14 protein-coding genes and 1 pseudogene are annotated in these 17,539 nt (G+C 62.1%); 10 read left to right on the plus strand and 5 right to left on the minus strand.

Going from position 1 to position 17,539, the window contains the following annotated elements; translation table 11 throughout:
- Window positions 1–4: 4 nt before the first annotated feature.
- Both AXK11_RS02135 and AXK11_RS02140 read right to left on the minus strand, forming a co-directional pair.
- Window positions 5–760: an ABC transporter ATP-binding protein gene (locus tag AXK11_RS02135; RefSeq protein ID WP_082780765.1), complete on the minus strand. Its 756-nt coding sequence runs from the start codon at window positions 758–760 to the stop codon at window positions 5–7.
- Window positions 761–801: 41 nt separating this feature from the next.
- Window positions 802–2,040, minus strand: coding sequence for an ABC transporter permease (locus AXK11_RS02140; protein WP_068628875.1), 1,239 nt, complete (start codon window positions 2,038–2,040; stop codon window positions 802–804).
- A gap of 572 nt (window positions 2,041–2,612) precedes the next feature.
- On the opposite strand from AXK11_RS02140, the pseudogene AXK11_RS10335 reads away from it, so the two are divergent.
- A pseudogene (locus AXK11_RS10335) lies at window positions 2,613–3,126 on the plus strand (AmiS/UreI family transporter).
- A gap of 145 nt (window positions 3,127–3,271) precedes the next feature.
- A complete protein-coding gene (locus AXK11_RS02150) occupies window positions 3,272–4,627 on the plus strand; it encodes an FAD-dependent thymidylate synthase (RefSeq protein ID WP_068628877.1) in 1,356 nt (451 codons plus the stop codon).
- A gap of 49 nt (window positions 4,628–4,676) precedes the next feature.
- On the opposite strand, the gene AXK11_RS09620 is transcribed toward AXK11_RS02150, so the two are convergent.
- Window positions 4,677–5,273, minus strand: a complete 597-nt coding sequence (locus tag AXK11_RS09620; RefSeq protein ID WP_156469141.1) for a hypothetical protein — start codon at window positions 5,271–5,273, stop codon at window positions 4,677–4,679.
- Window positions 5,274–5,565: 292 nt separating this feature from the next.
- Here AXK11_RS09620 and AXK11_RS02155 point away from each other — a divergent pair, with 292 nt between their 5' ends.
- The 3 genes from AXK11_RS02155 (at window position 5,566) to AXK11_RS02165 (ending at window position 9,774) form a co-directional block, all read left to right on the plus strand.
- Window positions 5,566–7,887 (plus strand): TonB-dependent siderophore receptor, encoded by a 2,322-nt coding sequence (locus AXK11_RS02155; protein ID WP_068628879.1) that lies wholly within the window; start codon window positions 5,566–5,568, stop codon window positions 7,885–7,887.
- A 404-nt stretch (window positions 7,888–8,291) separates the two neighbouring features.
- On the plus strand, window positions 8,292–8,753 hold the full coding sequence (locus tag AXK11_RS02160; protein WP_068628881.1) for a helix-turn-helix domain-containing protein: 462 nt from the start codon (window positions 8,292–8,294) through the stop codon (window positions 8,751–8,753).
- A 103-nt stretch (window positions 8,754–8,856) separates the two neighbouring features.
- Window positions 8,857–9,774 (plus strand): aminotransferase class IV, encoded by a 918-nt coding sequence (locus AXK11_RS02165; RefSeq protein ID WP_068628883.1) that lies wholly within the window; start codon window positions 8,857–8,859, stop codon window positions 9,772–9,774.
- Between the two features lie 413 nt (window positions 9,775–10,187).
- Here the strand turns inward: AXK11_RS02165 and AXK11_RS02170 are convergent, their stop codons facing one another.
- Window positions 10,188–10,538: a rhodanese-like domain-containing protein gene (locus tag AXK11_RS02170; RefSeq protein WP_068628885.1), complete on the minus strand. Its 351-nt coding sequence runs from the start codon at window positions 10,536–10,538 to the stop codon at window positions 10,188–10,190.
- Between the two features lie 93 nt (window positions 10,539–10,631).
- Here AXK11_RS02170 and ruvX point away from each other — a divergent pair, with 93 nt between their 5' ends.
- Both ruvX and truA read left to right on the plus strand, forming a co-directional pair.
- Window positions 10,632–11,150: a Holliday junction resolvase RuvX gene (ruvX, locus tag AXK11_RS02175; RefSeq protein WP_231865722.1), complete on the plus strand. Its 519-nt coding sequence runs from the start codon at window positions 10,632–10,634 to the stop codon at window positions 11,148–11,150.
- Entirely contained in the window at window positions 11,137–12,003 is an 867-nt protein-coding gene (truA, locus tag AXK11_RS02180; RefSeq protein WP_082780766.1) for a tRNA pseudouridine(38-40) synthase TruA, read from the plus strand. Before ruvX ends, truA begins: the two co-directional genes overlap by 14 nt.
- A gap of 115 nt (window positions 12,004–12,118) precedes the next feature.
- On the opposite strand, the gene AXK11_RS02185 is transcribed toward truA, so the two are convergent.
- The gene (locus tag AXK11_RS02185; protein ID WP_156469142.1) at window positions 12,119–13,354 is read right to left on the minus strand and encodes an FAD-dependent monooxygenase; all 1,236 of its coding nucleotides are present in this window, start codon (window positions 13,352–13,354) and stop codon (window positions 12,119–12,121) included.
- A gap of 762 nt (window positions 13,355–14,116) precedes the next feature.
- Here AXK11_RS02185 and AXK11_RS02190 point away from each other — a divergent pair.
- The 3 genes from AXK11_RS02190 (at window position 14,117) to prmB (ending at window position 17,282) form a co-directional block, all read left to right on the plus strand.
- The gene (locus AXK11_RS02190; RefSeq protein ID WP_156469143.1) at window positions 14,117–15,034 is read left to right on the plus strand and encodes a tetratricopeptide repeat protein; all 918 of its coding nucleotides are present in this window, start codon (window positions 14,117–14,119) and stop codon (window positions 15,032–15,034) included.
- Between the two features lie 35 nt (window positions 15,035–15,069).
- Window positions 15,070–15,723 carry a site-2 protease family protein gene (locus AXK11_RS02195; RefSeq protein WP_068628891.1) on the plus strand — a complete coding sequence of 218 codons (654 nt, stop codon included), beginning with the start codon at window positions 15,070–15,072 and terminating at the stop codon, window positions 15,721–15,723.
- A 515-nt stretch (window positions 15,724–16,238) separates the two neighbouring features.
- Entirely contained in the window at window positions 16,239–17,282 is a 1,044-nt protein-coding gene (gene prmB, locus AXK11_RS02200; protein WP_082780767.1) for a 50S ribosomal protein L3 N(5)-glutamine methyltransferase, read from the plus strand.
- Window positions 17,283–17,539 lie beyond the last annotated feature (257 nt).

Consider the following 17,539-nt stretch of genomic DNA (forward strand, 5'->3'; position numbering starts at 1 on the left):
GTTTTCAGGCGAGCAAGCCGTCGTGGAGTGTGAGCTGGCGTGCACACTTGGCGGCGTGCGCGGGATTGTGCGTGACGAGGACGAGGCCCGTTTGTCGTTCGCGGCAGAGGTTGAGCAGCAGCTCCACAACTGCGTCCCCCGTGTGTTCGTCGAGGTTGCCCGTCGGCTCGTCGGCGAGGATGAGCGGCGGGGCGGCTACCAGTGCGCGGGCGATGGCGACGCGCTGGCGCTCGCCGCCGGAGAGCTGTGCGGGCAAGTGCCGCGTGCGCTCGGACAGGCCGACACGCGCGAGGAGCTCGCGGGCGCGCGCCGCGGCCTCTTTGCGTGGCAGGCCGCAAATCGCTCCCGCCAGACGCACGTTTGCCAGCGCATCGATTTCGGGGATCAGGTAAAAGGACTGAAAGATGATCCCGCGCAGAGAGGCCAGCGCACGCGTGCGCGCGCCCCCCGACACTCCTGGCCGCAGCCTGGCGGCGAGCCCTTGCCAATGCACCGTGCCCGAGTCGGGGGCATCGAGTCCGGCGAGCAAGTTCAGCAGCGTGGATTTTCCCGCGCCGGACTCTCCGCGAATGCTCACGCTCTCGCCTGTCGCGACGCGGAGCGAGGCCCCGCGAAGCACGGCCAGTTGCCGGTCGCCACTGGCAAAGGCCTTGTGCAGGTCCCGCGCCTCAAGAATCGGCGCGGCCACATCGGCAGTCGTGGGTGTGGCCGAAGCGGACTCGGGCAGAGGAGGTGCGTCGTTGTGAAAATCGTCGGGCATGGTCGGCAGGCAGGCGGTTGGGGGGAGCGTGCGTTGTGGGCTTACTCGGCGCGCAGGGCTTCGACCGGCTTGAACCGCGCCGCGCGCCACGCGGGCAGGAGCCCCGCCAGGGTGGAGATGACGACCGCGCAGATGACGATCAAGACGAGGTCGCCGCGCGCCGTGTGCGAGGGCAATTGGCTAAACTGGTAAAACCGCGCGAGCACTTGCTCGCTCCCTGTCAGCTCGGTGAAGAGCCGCACCACGTCGTTGCGAAAATGCAGGAAGGTGAGCCCCAGCCCCAGTCCGCAACCGGTCCCGAGTACGCCGATGAAGAAGCCCTGGAAGCAGAAGCACAGCGCCACCGCCACGGGCTGTGCGCCGAGCGCGCCGAGCAGGCCGATCTCGCGCGTCTTGCGCACCACGGCGATGAGCAGCGAGCTGGCGACCGAAAAGGCGGACACGACGATGATGAAGGTCAGCAGGAAAAAGATCATGTTCTTCTCCAGTTGGAGGACGAAGAGGAAGTCCTCGTTGGCATCCAGCCAGGAGCGCGCCTGCGCGGGCCGCCCCTCGGCTGCGAGCACGGTGTTGATCCGTGCGGCGACGGCGTCGGGGTCGCTCCCCTCGGCGAGCTTTACATTGATCCCGTGGACGGCGTCGCCGAGCCCGTAGAGCTCCTGCATCGTGCGCAGCGTCACCAGCACCAGCGCGTTATCGAGCTGCTGATGCCCGATCTCAAAAATGCCCACGACTTCGAGCTCGCGCGGCATCACGACCTGGTCGCCCTTGAGCCGCTCCAGCAGCAGCGGTGAGTACAGATCGATGCGGCTGCCCAAGCGCACGCCGAGACTCTGCGCGAGTGGCGCACTGAGGATCACGCTGTCGTCGTCGAGCGCGTCGAGCGAGCCCGCGCGCACGAAGTGCCGCAGCGGCACCACCGCCTCGGCACGCTCCAGGTCGATCCCTTGCACGGCGGGAAAGGCGGGCTTGCGCGCAAACTCCAGCATGGCGACACCTTCTGCAAAAGGCGTGGCGGCAGCGACGCCCGGTACACGCTCGACCTCGTCGAGCACGGTCTCCGGCTCGTACAGCAGCCCGTACGCGCGGAGCTGTACTTCACCCTGCGTATCGACGATCATCTGGCGGATTTGATAGCCGAAACCGCCCATCACACTGGTTGAGACCACGAGCAGCGCGACGCCCAGTGCGACGCCGAGGATGGAGATCACCGTGAAAAACGGGAACCAGCGTCCGCTCGGGAAAAGCTGCCGCAGCGCGAGGTAGAAGGGCCAGAGCATGTGATATCGAAGAAGCGCCAAGAAAGCTGGCTTGGCCGCGGGCTTGTCGAGCCCAACTCCACTACGCGTGGGCCGGCAGGCGGTGCCTGCTCCCATTTACTGAGCGGTTTGCACGGCGGGCGGAACGCCCGCCGTGCAAACCGCTCAGTTGAGGACTCCCGACCTTCGGTCGGACTGGGAGTTAACCCGTAAACTTTCTCATCTCGCCTCAATGGGTTTCCGCGCCATTCGCATTTGATGCTTCCTGCCCTGTCGCAACGCGACAGGGGGGAGTCCCGTTAAATTTGGGAATCGTGTTCCGCCGCGTAGCGGCGGGGCCGATTCCCAAATTCAATGGCAGTGGTCACTGACCACCGCCCCACGCGCAGTGGATGGTAAAGCTCCGGGCTCGGGGCGGCGGCATGACGCGCACAGCGGTGGTTTTGTGCGGCATAAGTGAGCGCCAAACAGACGCCCCTGAGGTCGGTGAAGCGCGCGCCGGCTCCCGCGTGCGCCCAGCAATCCACTCTCACGACAGGCGGTGTTTTTTTTCCTTGCAAAACCGCGAGACCCTAACCCATCGAAACTAACCCATGCTAACTGGCCTATCTATCTTCTTCGTGGGCGCGGTGCTGTGTCTGAATGGATTGTGGCTGCTCAGTCGCGTCCAGGATCGCGAGATCTGGGTCATCAACCTGTTTGTTGCCGCCGTGTCCTTCTTCGTGGCCCTGCCGCCTGGCTCTTGGTGAGGGGGCCGATCTGGCCTCGGTCAAAGGGGCGACGATGACGCTGCTGTTTAGCCTCAACTATCTCTGGGTCGCCCTGAATCGCACCAACGGTGCCGATGGGCGCGGCCTCGGCTGGTTCAGCCTGTTGGTCGCGGTGACCGCTGCCGTAGTTTCCGGCGAAACCCTGTGGCATGCAGCTACGCTGTGGGATTTCTGGAACGGCCTGTCGTGGGCGGCCTGGGCGGTACTGTGGGCCCTGTTTTTTGTGATCCTCGTGCTGCGCCGCGACATTGGCCGCATCACCGGCATCCTCGCCATCGTGCTCGGGGTCAGCACAGGTTTGCTGCCCGGGTACCTGCTGCTCAGCGGCCTGCTCTGAGTAGCGGGCAGGCGGGGGGAGCTTGCGCCCTGCGGCGCTGCAAAACCGGGTGTCGGGGGCGCGACCGGCAGCGGCAGTGCGCCCATTTTCAAGCAATAAACTTGGCGCAGTTACGCCGCGCCTGAACACTCGGTGGCTCGCCCTAATGAAAATCACTGGCCTTGCTCTCGTCCCACCGCCCACCGCTGCCGATTGCCCCAAGCTCACACCGGAGCTGCTGGCCTCCGTCCTCGCGCGCTACTCGCGCAGCAATAGCGGGCTGGCGGCGATCCTCGAAAAGGTCGACCTCGCCAACCCCGATGCATCGATTGACCGCATCCTCAAGTTTGTAGACTACGGCCACGCCTCGATCGGGGGCTTGACGGGCGGGCTGGCTGTCGCGCTTGACGGCGTCTCGATGTGGCTGGCCTACAAGCTGTTCGAGATAGCACAAATGGCCGATGGGCAGGAGTCGAGCACGCGCTACATCGCACTCAGCCCGAGTAACCTGCCCGCGCCCGAGGAGATCGGCATCCCCGCCGATCTCGCGCCGCGCTGGGCGGCGGTGATGGCCGCCGCTTTTGCGCACTACCAACGCGAGTACGCGCGACTCGATGCGCTCAGCCAGGCCGAGCCCGACCGCGTGCGGCTGCCTGCCGAAGGCGTCTCCCCCGCCGTCCTCGGGCGCATGCGCAAAAACTACGCGCTCGACCGCGCGCGCTACCTCATCCCGCTGGCGACGCGGACGAATGTCGCCCTCGTGCAAAGCTCGCGCATGTGGGCAGCCACGGTGAAGCACCTCGACTCGCTGCCGCAGCCCGAGGCGCGCGCGGCGGCGGCGCTCATCCGCGAAGAGCTTTTAAAACAATCGCCGCGCCTGATCCGCCACAGCCACGCCGAGGCTTCCTACCGCGAGCAGGCCGCCCAGGAGCTCGCCACCAGCCTGCGGCTCGGCTTGGAGCGGCTATCGACCGGGCCGCTCGCCGATGAAGTGTGGCTGCACATCGATCGGGAGACGCCGCCCTGGCTCGCCGAGGAGCAGCCCGTCGCCGAAGCGCTGCGCCACCGCGCCAACCGCTACGGCTACCAAGGCACGGCCACGCGTCGGATGCGCGTCAGCTTTGCGTGGAATAACATGGCGCTGGCCGAGCTGCGCGACCTCAACCGCCACCGCACCGGCCACCGCTACACGCCCCTCATTCAGGCGGGCTTTTACCTGCCGCCGGAGATCGACCGCAGCGCACACCAAGCGCTGCTCGACGAGCAGGCCGCGCTCACGCGCGAACTCATGGCGCGCGGCTCGCCCGCCTACACGTACTCGCTGCTCCTCGGCGCGCAGACGCCCTTCGAGCACAGCACGCACGCCGACAAGTTTATCTACGAAGCGGAGCTGCGCACCGGCCTCGGCGCACACTTCCGCTACGCCGAGCACCTCAGCGCCGCCCTGCGCGAGTTTTGCCAACAAGTGCCCGCCGCCCGCGAATGGATCGCCGAAGGCCGCGCCGAACCCGAAGGCACTTGAGGTCTGGCGCTGCTCGCTGTCGTTTTACCCTCCTTTTACAGCTATGCTTCTACACTTTCACTGGTACTGGCAGGTGGAGGTATTGGCGCCTTTTCCGGTATGCTAGCCCAAGTCCCAATGCGGAAGCAGAAAACACAGAGCTGTATACAGCCGCCTCGGGAACGGGATGCCAAGGGGTGTTTGTAAATGATATATAATAGTATCCGTTGTTGTTTATCTTATAATAGCTCGTATTCCATGAGGTGCCTCTAACATCGAAGGCAAGATGGCGAATTAGTTCATCCATATCCTGACCATTATCGCGGATCCACATTATTGAGTAGGTTATACCCATGAGTGTCACCCAGCTATCATTTTTAAAAATTATCTCATCAACGTATAGGGAGTTGTTATTTGAGCTGGAGAAATCGATAATTCCATGGCCATCAACAGTAATACGGTTGATTACTACTCCTTTATCTCCTTTGGGGACAATAAATACACCTTTCCCATTGCCAAGCTTTACCTCAGGTATTTGATTACTTAACTGCTTCTTTTCTTTTATATTATAGATGTTTGGGTTTGTTTGTGTGTGTGCTGGAAGAGTTGCGGTTGATATTGATATGCATATGATGGCTATGCGTGGGAATTTAATAGGCTTATCCATAGAGGTGTGATGGTATCGAGGAATACGCTTTCACATGGCTAGGGAATTAATAGAGGATTTATTCTTATAATTTAAGAATTTGCCATGTTAGTTATTGTGCTACGTGTTTTACTCAATACGTATCTGATATCAGTATACTTTTGTGTTCGGTGTTGGGTGGAGGTGGGGGTAATTACCCAGGTGGTGGGGCTTGCGCTGAGGTGGGTGGGGGGATTTCTGGTTTGGGCGTTGGGTGCGGCTTGGCTGTGCCCGACGAAGTACCCCTAACAACCCCAAACCCCAAGTCTGACTTATGAAAAGGAATCCGCTTTTGCGCGGCGTGGCTGCGCTGGCGCTCACTGCTCCGCTGGGCTTTGCCCAGCTTGCCAATCCGGAGGTCGCGCGGGCCGTGCGCGGGCCGGAGACGGAAGAGGCAGTCGTCCTCTCGCCGTTTGAAATCTCGGCCCACCAGCCCGCGCGTTATCAAGCGGCGGAGGCGGCTTCGGGCGGCCGCATCCGCACCAACATCATGGACTCGCCGACGAGCGTGACGGTGCTCACGGGTGCGTTTTTGGAGGACGTCGGCAGCGCGCGGTTTCGCGATGCGGCGAAGTACGTCGCGGGCATCTCCGAGTCCACGATCCCCAACGGCCACGACCGCGTAAACATCCGTGGTTTTCAAACGCAGGGGCGGCGGATCGATGGGTTCTCGACCTTCGCGCAGTCCAACTACGACTCGGCGGCGATTGAGCGGATAGAGATCATCAAGGGCCCCGACTCGGTGCTCCAGCCCGCGGGTGTGCCGGGCGGCACGATCAACCTGGTGACCAAGCGCCCGCAGTTTACGCCGGGCGGTTATGTGAAGGCGCAGCTCGGCCAGTACGATGCCAACCGCGTCGAGGCCGATGTGACGGGCCCGCTGGCCGATGGGCGGCTCGCGTACCGGCTGGTCGCGGCGGCGCAGGACAGCGAGGGCTACGTGAAGCGCTCCTATCGCGAGTCGCTGCTCGTCTCGCCTTCGCTGAGCTGGCGGCTCGCGCCGCAGAGCCTGCTCACGCTGCGCTACGAGTACCTCGACGCCGATGTCGCCAACCCGGAGGGCATCCCGGTGGATCCGGGCGTCGGTACGACGACGGGGTTTCGGCTGATGCAGGGCATCCCGCGTGACTTTAACCCGGCGCCAGGCAAAAAACACAGTGTGCGCGGCGCCGAGACTCACGCGCTGAGCTTCCACTTCAGCTCTACGCTCACCGACAGGCTTTCGGTGCGGCTGGCGGGCCGGATCGGCTATGTCGACCAGGACGAGCAGGGCTTTGGCTTCGGGCTGTCGCACCCTGGTGGCAGCCACAATCCCTACACGGGGAACTGGGAGGGCGGCGTGCTCTGGGTGAAAACTTCGGTCGATCCCGCGACGCCGACCTTTGTGGCGACGCCCGCGCCGGTCGTGAGCGATACGTTTCAACACTTCGGCGTGCACAACATCTCCAATCGCCGCGAGCGCGACATCCAGAACGACTGGGCCTACATCGTCGATAACCCCGCAGTCAAATCGACGACGATGGTCGGCTTCGCGTACAACTATTTCCACGGCAACGTGCAGACGCGTAACGAGCAGCTGCCCGACTTCACCGTGGCTGGCTGGACGCAGCCCGGCGCGCCGCTCGAGTTTCCCATCAGCCGCGATACGCGCGACATCACGAGCCGCTACCAGGTCTACCTGACCGAGTCGTTGGAGCTGCTGGATCGGCGGCTGGTGCTTTCCGGCGGCGTCTCGCACCTCAGCTACAACGGCACGAGCGGCAACAAGCTCTCCGCTGCGAGCCCGCCGCTCACCGTCGCCGGACAGATGTTCCCGGGCTCCGGCTCGAAGGCCACGTACAACTATGGCCTCGTCGCCAAGCCGCTGGAGAATCTCTCGCTCTACTTTGGCCACAGCGAAAACGCCGTACCTGCCGGAAACTTCGAGCAAGTGATGCGCGGCACAGCGCCCGCCTTTTCGCAGGGCAAGCAAGACGAGTTTGGCGCGAAAATGCTGCTCTTCGGCGGCCGCTTGATCGCCTCGGTGGCCTACTACGAGATCGAGCAAACGGGCTACGGCGTATACAACCCCGCCAACCTCGTCTCGCCCGCGCCCTCGCCGCTGCTGCCCGACCTCATCCTCTCGCGCGAGGCCAAGGGCTGGGAGTTTCAAGTCACGGGCAACATCACGCCCAGCCTCTCCGTGATCGCCAGCTACGACGATATGAAAAACCGCGACCCCAATGGCGTCATCCTGCGCGGCACGCCTGAGCAGACGGCTGCCGCCTTTGTGCGCTACGCGGTGACAAGTGGGCCGCTCAACGGAGTCGCCGTTGGTATCGGCGTTAACTATGCGAGCAAGGCCGCTGGAGACATCCCGCGTGCAGGTTTTACCGAAGCCTCGACGCCCGATAACCCGATCCCTTACCAGCCGACCTTTTACCTCCCCGCCCGCACTATCGCCGATGCCTACGTGAGCTATACGCGCGGCAGCTTTGTGTATCGCGTCGATGTGACGAACCTCACCAACGCGCGTCACTACGGGCACCTCTCGCGCAACAACATCATGGTCGGCAACCCTGCTGCCATTTCCGGCTCCGTGACCTGGAAATTCTAAACCTGCCTGTACCGGATTAACCCTACTCCTGTTTATCAACCCCTGCGCGGCGCCCCAAAGCACCGGGGCACCGCGCCCGAGGGAGAAGCGTTTGTTAACAAGAGCGGTCGCGCTATATAACGCGCCGACTACCGGGATCTACGCCCACAAACATGACGAAATGGGAGCGAAAAATTGATTTATGCCACGCCTTTCTATTGTGACTTGGGCGAAAGCATGCTTGGCGGCACGCCAAGTGTGCGCCGGTGGGTAACTCTACGTTTTGCCCTGGCCCGGGGAGATGTAATAGCCGCTTCTGGCCCCTGAATTAAAAGGAGGAGGCGAATATTTTTTTAAAATAGAATGAAATGAAGGGTTGCTAAATGAATTTCCCCGTACCTATCTAAGGCTTCTTTTTCCCAAAGATGATCGATAACAAACTAAAAAAACTAAACGCAGCGCGTGCCAAGGTTGCCGCCTTGGAGCAAGCAATCGCCAACGAACGACTCAAGGAGCTCGCCGTACTGCCCGCTAAATACGGCTTTGCCGATGCGGACTCCTTTATCAAGGCGCTGAAGTCGGCGCTCGGCTCGGCCAAGGTCGGTCGCGGTGTTGCCGCCGCTACTCGCGCTCCGGGTGCGAAGCGTAAGAACATCACTCCCGAGGCGAAGGCCAAGGTGATCGAGCTCCTCAACGCGGGCCAAACCGGTTCTGAAGTTGCGGCCAAGGTCGGCATCTCGCTGCCCAGCGTGCAGAAGATCAAGAAAGAGTTCGGCTTGGTGAAGCCGCGTGGCTCCAAGGAGCAGTCCTCCGGTGCAGAGTCGCAAGCTCCCGAGACACAGCCGGAACAAGCCGCTCCCCAAGAGCAGCAGCAGCCTCAGTATTAATTCCAGGCCTGTGTGACCGTTACCTGACGGTCATTCAGGTTTTTTGTTTTGGGCGATGGTGCGGCTTGCACTGTCGCCCCTTTTCTTGGGAGGAAGGGGGATAATGGAGGACTATATACAGGCCAACACGAATGGACATTTGCACGATGCGCGGCAGGCGTCGATTTCCCCGCTGGATCGTGGGTTTTTATACGGAGACGCGGTTTATGAAGTGTGGCGGACTTATGAGGGAGTCGTCTTTGCGTGGCGTGAACATTGGGCGCGACTGGAACAAAGTGCGGCGGCGCTCGGATTTTTGCTAAACTGGAGCGCGGAGCAGATTTTTGAGGAAATCAAACGCACGGCGGCAGCGTATCGGGCCGCGACGCAGTACGCGGGGGAGCTCTATATCCGGCTCCAGATCACGCGCGGCGGCGGGCCTATCGGTCTCGATCCGGGCTTCGCGGATGGTGCCAACTTTATACTATTAGTCCGCGCCAATAAGGATGTGCCCGCGGAAAAGCTGCGCGCGGGCTACGCCTTATCGCTGGCAACCACGCTGCGGCGCAATTCGAGCGAAACGCTCAACCCCGCGTGGAAGACGGGGAATTATCTGAACAATATTCTCTGCCTGGGTGAGGCGCGGCGCCGCGGTGCCGACGAGGTCGTGATGACTAACCTCGCGGGTGAAGTGGCCGAAAGCTCGGTGTGTAATCTGGGCTTCGTTGTTTCTGGCGGGCGCGAGATTCTCACGCCGCCGCTGCGATCAGGGATTTTGGCGGGCATCACGCGCGAGTTGGTGCTGACCAAAGTCGCACCAGAGGCGGGTTTCAGCATGCGCGAGGCGGTGATACGGCCCGAGGAGTTTTCGCGTTTTGAGGAGTGTTTTTTGCTGGCGACAACACGCGACATTGCCCCGGTGGGCCGGATTGACGCGCAGCCCTTCCGTGTCGGGCCGGATACGGTAACGATGCGCCTCAAGGCAGCGTTTGCGGACTACGTGGCGCGCTACGTGGCCGCGCACACGCAGCAGCGGGTGTAACGCGAGCTTGGGCCGCGACGCGCAGCGGCCAATAAAATGAGTTGAAGACTCCACTGCGCGTGGGGCGGGGGACGGTGTCCCCTGCCATTTAATTTGGGAATCGGCCCCGCCGCTTCGCGACGGAGCCCGATTCCCAAATTTGCCTCCCTGTCGCGCTGCGACAGGAAACGAGGCATCTAATGCGGATGGAGCGCCTACCCATTTGGGCGCGGCGAAAAAGTTTACGGGTTAAATCTCTGTCTGACCTTCGGTCAGACTCATTCAACTGTGCGGCTTGTTCGTCGGGCGGAACGCCCGACAGCAAGCCGCACAGTAAATGGCACGTGGCGCCCCGCCACCGCCGCCCGCGTAGGGCACTGCCTCCCGCTCCCCGCGGGCGGCGGTGCGGCGCGCTCGTTGGTGCGCCTCCTCACTCAGTAGCGGCGGAGGCTGGGATCGACTTGCTGGGCCCAGGCGTCGATGCCACCCGCGATGTTGGTGGCTTGGCCGAAGCCCATCGTGCGCAGGTACTCGGTGGCGCGGCGGCTGCGACCGCCGTGGTGGCAGAGCAGGAGCAGGGGGCGGTCGCGCGGTAGCGTGTGAGCTTGCTCGGGGAGCTGGCCGAGGGGGATGTGTTGTGCGCTGTCGATGCGGGCGATTTCCAGCTCGTGCGCTTCGCGCACGTCGATGAGCAGGGGGCGGGCTTCGGGAGCAGAGGCAGTGGCTCCGAGCCATTGGCTGGCTTCGGCGACGGAGATTTCGAGCGGGGCGGGTGCGTGGGTCATGAGGGCTGCGAAGGTGAGCGGGTTTGGGGGCGGAGGTTAAGCCAGCGTTTTAATAATTGCGCGTGTGCGCTGGGGCTGGCTCGAATCCGCTGCATGATGCGCTGCCTGGGGATCGACTACGGCACTCGCCGGATCGGCCTCGGCTACGGCGATGAGCTGGGCGTGGCGACGCCGCTGCCTGCGCTGGTGCAGTCAGATGCGGCGGCGCGTTGGGAGGCGCTGGGGCAGGTCGTGCACGCGCGCCGGATCACGGATTTCGTGCTCGGCTATCCGTATAATATGGATGGCTCGGCGGGCTTTAAGGCGCGCGAGGTCGATGCGTTTGCGGCGGAGCTGCGCGTGCGCTTCGGGTTGCCTGTGCACCTAGTTGACGAGCGGTTGACGAGTTACGAGGCCGAGGACGCCGGGACGGGGCGGAAAGCGGGCGGTGGCGCGGCCAAGCGCGGGCTGCGCCAACAACGCGACTTTCGCGAGCAGGGCGTCATCGATTCGCGCGCGGCGACGCTCATCCTCCAGGATTTTTTGAACCAACGTTTTGCTGCGCCGCCGCCGATTTCGTCTGCGGCTGAGTGGAGCGAGGGAGGGGAGGGAGCGGCCGATGAGTGGCGTTGAGCAGAGCGCTCGCGTTGCGCGCCCTGCGCTGTGTGCTGAGCCGTGCCGTGCTGACGAGGGGCCCGCGCGTGGCGGCCTGCAAAACAAGGTCGCTACGCCACTGCGCCGCTGGAAATGCGTTTGCGCGTACGACGGGACGGGCTTTGCGGGTTGGCAAAGTCAGGCGCGCGGGCTGGCGATTCAGGATGTGATTGAGGCGCGGCTGGCGGCGATTTTTGGACGTGCGCTGCGGATTACGGGCAGCGGGCGCACGGATGCGGGCGTCCATGCGCTGGGGCAGGTTTTCCACTTCGACGCGGCCTGGGCGCACGGCGAGGAGAAGCTGCTGCTCGCACTGCGCAGCGGCCTGCCGCCTGCGATCCAGATCAAGTCGGCGCGGCCGGTGCAGCCCAGTTTTCACGCGCGGTTTCAGGCGACGGGAAAGCGCTACGAATACCGGCTGCACCTGGGCGATGCGGATCCGTTTACGCGGCCTTACTGCTGGACGCTGTTTCGCCCGCTGGATGTTGGCGCGATGCGCGCGGCTGCGGCGCGGCTGCTCGGGCGGCACGATTTTCGCGCCTTTACGGCGCTCAACGGCCCGGCGCGCGAAGACACCGTGCGCACGCTGCGGCGACTCGATGTGATCCAGCGCGGCGCGCAGCTTCGCATCGTGTGCGAGGGCGACGGCTTTTTGTACAAAATGGTACGCAGTCTGGTCGGTGCGCTCGTTTCAGTGGGCGAGGGGAAGCTGAGCGCGGCGGATTTGGCGGCGATCCTCGCCTCGCGCCGCCGCACCGCCGCCGTGCAAACCGCCCCCGCCCAAGGCCTGTTCCTGATGAAGGTTTTTTACGGGCATGCTCACACCCGGTGAGTCGCTTTAATCCGAAACGACCTCCAGAGAAGGGCATAGGGAGCAGGAAGAGTGGCTCTGATATTATATCACTGCCCAATAGCTTCAGCCCCTTATCAGGAGTGAGGGCCCATCTTTATGATACTTTGCGCGCAATTTCCGTTTCCTGGTTATAGTTACTGATTATTCTATTCATTTCTGCACGTTTGGCATGAGTGGCCATAGTGGCTGCTGCCCACTCCTCCCGTTCGCGCTTTCGGTTGGCAAGTACAATCCCGTAGGACGCATCGCGCCGTTTATGCTCATATTCAGCAAGGGCGGTACTCAAGTCATTCGTTCTAGCTAGCGAGCTGGAGAGGACTGCAGCATCTACAATCGCTTGGGAGGCCCCGTTTGACGCGGTCGGATACATCGGGTGTGCAGCATCACCGAGAAGAGTAACCCTTCCTTTTGACCAGAAAGGCAGCGGGTCGCGATCAACCATGGGGTACTGCAAGATGAGTTGGCTGTTACTTAGCAAATTCGTCACATCAAGCCAGTCCAGGTTCCAGTGCGCAACGTAGGGAAGCACGTCACCTAAGCTGCCTGATGTATTTCCGTCGGATATATTGTTTGCACGAAGAGTTGCATGAGGGACCAGACACAACCAGTTCACTAAAGCCTTACCGCTATCGGCATGGCGTTTGGAGATAGCATAGGTCGCCAGGCGTGTCCACTTTGGGTCGTGAGTGAGGATCATTGTCTGCCCATCCAGAAAAGTGTCCATCAGTGTAATGCCGCGCCATATGGTAAATGGGCTCCAGTTTATTGAGGGGGCGTGAGGATGCAGTGTAGAGCATACTGTCGAGTGGATGCCATCAGCTCCAATCAGCAAATCGGCAGATGCCTGGAAAGTGTCATCATCTTCACGATTACGGCAGTGCAGCGTGACTTGTTTTGCGGTTTGCTCTATGTGCTCCAGGCATGTTCCGAGTTTGATGGCTTGGGAGCCAAGTCGCTGATTTACAACCGAAAATAATAGCATCTGTAACTCGCCGCGATGGATGGAGTACTGCGGGTACGCTTTGCCCGCCCCCAGCCCGCAGCGTTGAGACCAGATAAGATTCCCGGTTTGATCCATATAGTGGAACTCGGCAGTAGCGATGCCGGTTTTCCGCAGTTGTTGCATCAAGCCAAGCCTGTACAGGACGCCTACTGCTTCAGGTAGGATATTTATTCCTAGTCCCAATGGTTTGAGTTCTCTTGCTGACTCGATAATTTCGATATTGGTAAATCCGGCCTTGTGTAAAGAAAGTGCAGTAGTCAGGCCGCCGATGCCCGCTCCGGCAATTACGATTTTACTATTACTGGTTATTTTCTGGTTGTTATTCATGATTATCTTTAAACTCACTGTCAGATGGCATGTCTGGCGATCAGCGGGTTGTGCTGAGAAGTAATGATGTGGCTGTTTCTCAAATGGCGGCCGCTGGTCCTGTCACCAGTTATGATTAAAGCGCGCTCTGATACTTTTATTGGGAATTAAATTGAGTGTGTATTAGTGACACCTGAGACTACATTAATGACAGCGTAACAGGCTGTAGACACGCAGCCTTGGAGGGCTCTTTGTGGGAGATCAGAAAAAGTACTGTTTGTCCCTATCAATGGGGGCGGGAATCGCGTATAAAGCCCGCCGTAATCAGTGGATCGACTACTTCACCGGACAGGGCGCACCCTTGGTTTACATTTAAAGAGTCACGGGCAGTGGTCTCGCAGGCAGGGTTTACGAGTGACTGTCCGCGGCTGGTATTCAAGACTCGTAGCTGCGGCATCGCCGTTAACCTGCGATTGGGGGGAGAAAGCGGTCAACGGTGATGCCTGTACTATGACGCACATGGAGCCTTCCCCGCCCATCAGATTGGCTCGGTGCACCGCAGTTATCATTGCGCAGGGCGTAGGGGTTGACCGGGTGGCGGGTGGTGGCGGATTGTCGCGGGTGATGAAGTGTGTGTTGTCGTTTTTTGCGGTGTTGGGGCTGGGCGCGTTGGCGCCTGGGGCGGGCTCGGGCCTGCGCGCAGCGGGGGAGACAGGTGCTGGCGGAGCGCCCGAGCCGCGCGCGGAATTGCGCGCTTCGCAGCCGCCCGCCGCTCGCTCTGCCGTGCCAACCGTGCCACCTGCGGATTCGGTGGCGCTGCCTGCTACGCCTTCTGCTCCGCGTACGTCGGCCTCGCTTTCTTCAACTCAGCCGCCGTCTCCTCCTCCTCCGCCTGCGCCCCGCGCAGACCGGCGCGAGGAGTCGCTGAGCGAGCGCGGTTTGCGCCAACTGGTCGAGCGGCAGCGCGCGCTTTTTGAGGCGGCGGCAGCGAGCGAGAAGGCGGGCCGCTTCGACGAGGGGGACTTCGCCGCGCAGGTGCAGCAGCTTTGCCGCGCCTACGAATCGCTGCTCAGCGAGAACCCGAAGTTCGCTGCGGGCTACGCGGCCTATGGCTACCTGCTGGGCAAGATCGGGATGGAGGACGAGAGCGTGGCCTTGCTGCTGAAGGCCAACCAGTACGATCCGGAGATTCCCTTGGTGAAAAACCAGATCGGCAACTACCTCGCCGAGCACGGAAAGCCGCTTGAGGCCGTGAACTATTACCTGGCGGCTATCCGGCTCGCACCCGAGGAGCCGCTCTACCACTACCAGCTCGGGACGCTGCTGCATAATTCGCGAGCGGAGTTCGTCCGCTCGGGCGATTGGGAGGCGGATGCCGTGGACAGCGCCTCGCACGAGGGTTTCAGGAAGGCCGCGGAGCTCGCGCCCGAGCGCTTCGAGTTTGTGTACCGCTACGGCGAGTCGTTCTACGACGTGCCGGAGCCCGATTGGGATGCGGCGCTCGAGGTGTGGGGCGGCCTGGAGAGCCGCTCGGGCAGCGAGATTGAGCGCCAGGTCATCCGCCTGCACGCGGCCAAGGTTTGCCTGGAGTCGGGCCGCCGCGAGCACGCGCTCGCGCTGCTGGGCACGATTGATGAGCCGACCCTCGCCTCGCAGCGGGAAAAGCTGGTTGCGCAAGCTCAGGGCGCCGATGACAAGTAGGCCCACTCCTCCTCCATCCGCACGCACACACGACAATGGACCTCGGCCTCGACCCCGAAACGCTGCGCAAAGGCGCGATTTTTTACATCCTGCTAATATCCAGCCTCTGCGTGCACGAGTGGGCGCACGCGGTGACGGCGCACAAACTGGGCGACAGCACGCCCGCGAGCCAGGGGCGGGTGACGCTAAACCCGCTCGCACACATGGACTTGCTGGGCTCGGTGATCTTTCCGCTGCTGTGCATCTTTGTGCTCCCGGGGGCCCTGCTCTTTGGCTGGGGAAAGCCCGTGCAGATCGATCCGGCGAACTTCGCGCACCGCAAGCGCGACGAGCTGCTGACCACGCTCGCGGGGCCAGCCAGCAACCTCGTCCTCGCCCTGCTCGCCGCTATCGCGGGCGGACTCCTGTTCAAGTGGGAGCCGCGCACGGCAGAACTCTTTACCCAGTTGGTCGGCATCAACGTGCTGCTCGCCGTGTTTAACCTCATCCCACTGCCGCCGCTGGATGGCGGCCAGGTCCTGCGGCACGCCGTGGGCATGCGCGACGAGACCTTCTACGGAATCTCGCGTTGGGGCTTTCTGATCATCCTCGTGGCGATAAATATTCCCGCGTTTCGGTGGCTGCTCATGGAGGCCATGATCCTCGTCAGCACCCCGATGATGTTGGTCTACCAAGCCCTCGGCAGTTGAGGCCAAACCCCTGCACACAGCGGCCCATAAAACGGGGCGAAGCTGACGGCGCACCAACGAGTGCGCCGCAAAATGAACGAGTCGAAGAAGAGCCGCCAACGAGCGGCTCGCCAATAAGACGGGTCCCCGACTCCACTGCGCGTGGGGCGGCAGGCAGTGCCTGCACCCATTTACTGTACGGCTTGCTGTCGGGCGGAACGCCCGACGAACAAGCCGCACAGTTGAATGAGTCTGACCTCCGGTCAGGCGGGAGTTTACACCGTCAACTTTTTCGCCGTGCCCAAATGGGTATGCGCCTCATCTGCGATTCTGGCCCCTTCTCCTGTCGCAACGCGACAGGGGGATGTCCCGTTAAATTTGCGATTTTGCCCGTGCGCCGCGCACGGGCAAAATCGCAAATTAAATGGAAGTGGTCACTGACCACCGCCCCACGCGTAGTGGAGTCTTCGACTCTTTGTTTTGGCGAGCCACTCGCTGGCGGCTTGCCATTGCCTCGCCGTCGCCTCAACCAACCAATGACACACTCTAAGAAACAAGCCGCCCGCTCCCCCTCACGCCGCCCTCGACCAGCTGCGGGCGTGCGAGCGAAGGGCGAGCGGAGAAATTCCGAAGACACGGCATTTCTGCGCCGCGCTCGCAGCCTGGCGACGCCCGGCGAGTGGCTGGCCTTTGCCCTTGGCGAGTACGAGGCACACGCGCTGGCACTCGGCCAGATCGCCACCAGCGCGCACGACGAAGCCCTGTACCTGATCCTGCACACGCTCGCGCTACCCCTTGACAGCGACGAACGCGTGCTGGCGCAGCGACTCGATGCGCGACAGCGCGCCGCGCTGGCCGACGTGTTTCGGCGGCGCGTGTGCGAGCGCACGCCTGCGGCCTACATCACGCGCGAAGCCTGGCTCGGCGAACTGCGGTTTTACGTCGATGAGCGCGTACTGATCCCGCGCAGCTACTTTTTGGAGCTCATCGGTCCGCCGCTCGACCTGCTGATGGGCCGTGAGCCTCACAATGTGCGTCGCGTGGTGGACGTGTGCACCGGCTCGGGCTGCCTCGCGATCTTGCTGGCACAACACTTCCCCTGCGCGCAAGTCGATGCTATCGATCTGTCGGCGCCTGCCCTCGAAGTCGCCGCCAAAAACGTGAGCGAGCACGAACTGGAAGGGCGCATCGCGCTGCACAAAAGCGACGTATTCGACGCCGTGCCGCCCGCGAAATACGACCTCATCCTGAGCAACCCGCCCTACGAACCCAGCACACACTGCGACGCGCTGCCAGTGGAGTTTACGCGCGAGCCGCGGCTCGCCCTCGACGGCGGCAGCGATGGCCTCACCATCATCCGCAAGCTGCTGCGCCAGGCGCGCGAGCGCCTGACGCCCGACGGGCTGCTGCTGATCGAAGTCGGCGGACTGCAAAACGAAATCGACCGCGAGTTCGCCGCGCTAAACCCCCGCTGGCTCCCCACCGAAGACGGCAGCAACTGCGTATGCTTGATCACCGCCACCGCCCTCAGGCGCGCCACTCCGAAGCCCCCCCCCTGCGCTGACCGTATAAAACAGTAGATCCGGTGGCGTATGTGTTGCCAGCGGCACTGCATGTTTTTTCGGATGGCCCAGTGCGAATGGTGCGTAGATCTCTGCCGTGGGAAAACTACTATCCACTAAATAAAATACACTATGGGTTTTGAGTTACAGAGAATTTTGCGCGTGGAGATTCTTACGCTCCTATGTTTTATGTAATAAAATCCCTGTATGTCGCTCCCTTGTATTTCTTAATATGGGGTATTGCCTTCCCGAAAGATAATATTACCCCCCCCCCT

It is taken from the genome of Cephaloticoccus primus, assembly GCF_001580015.1.
Classification (GTDB): Bacteria; Verrucomicrobiota; Verrucomicrobiia; order Opitutales; family Opitutaceae; genus Cephaloticoccus; species Cephaloticoccus primus.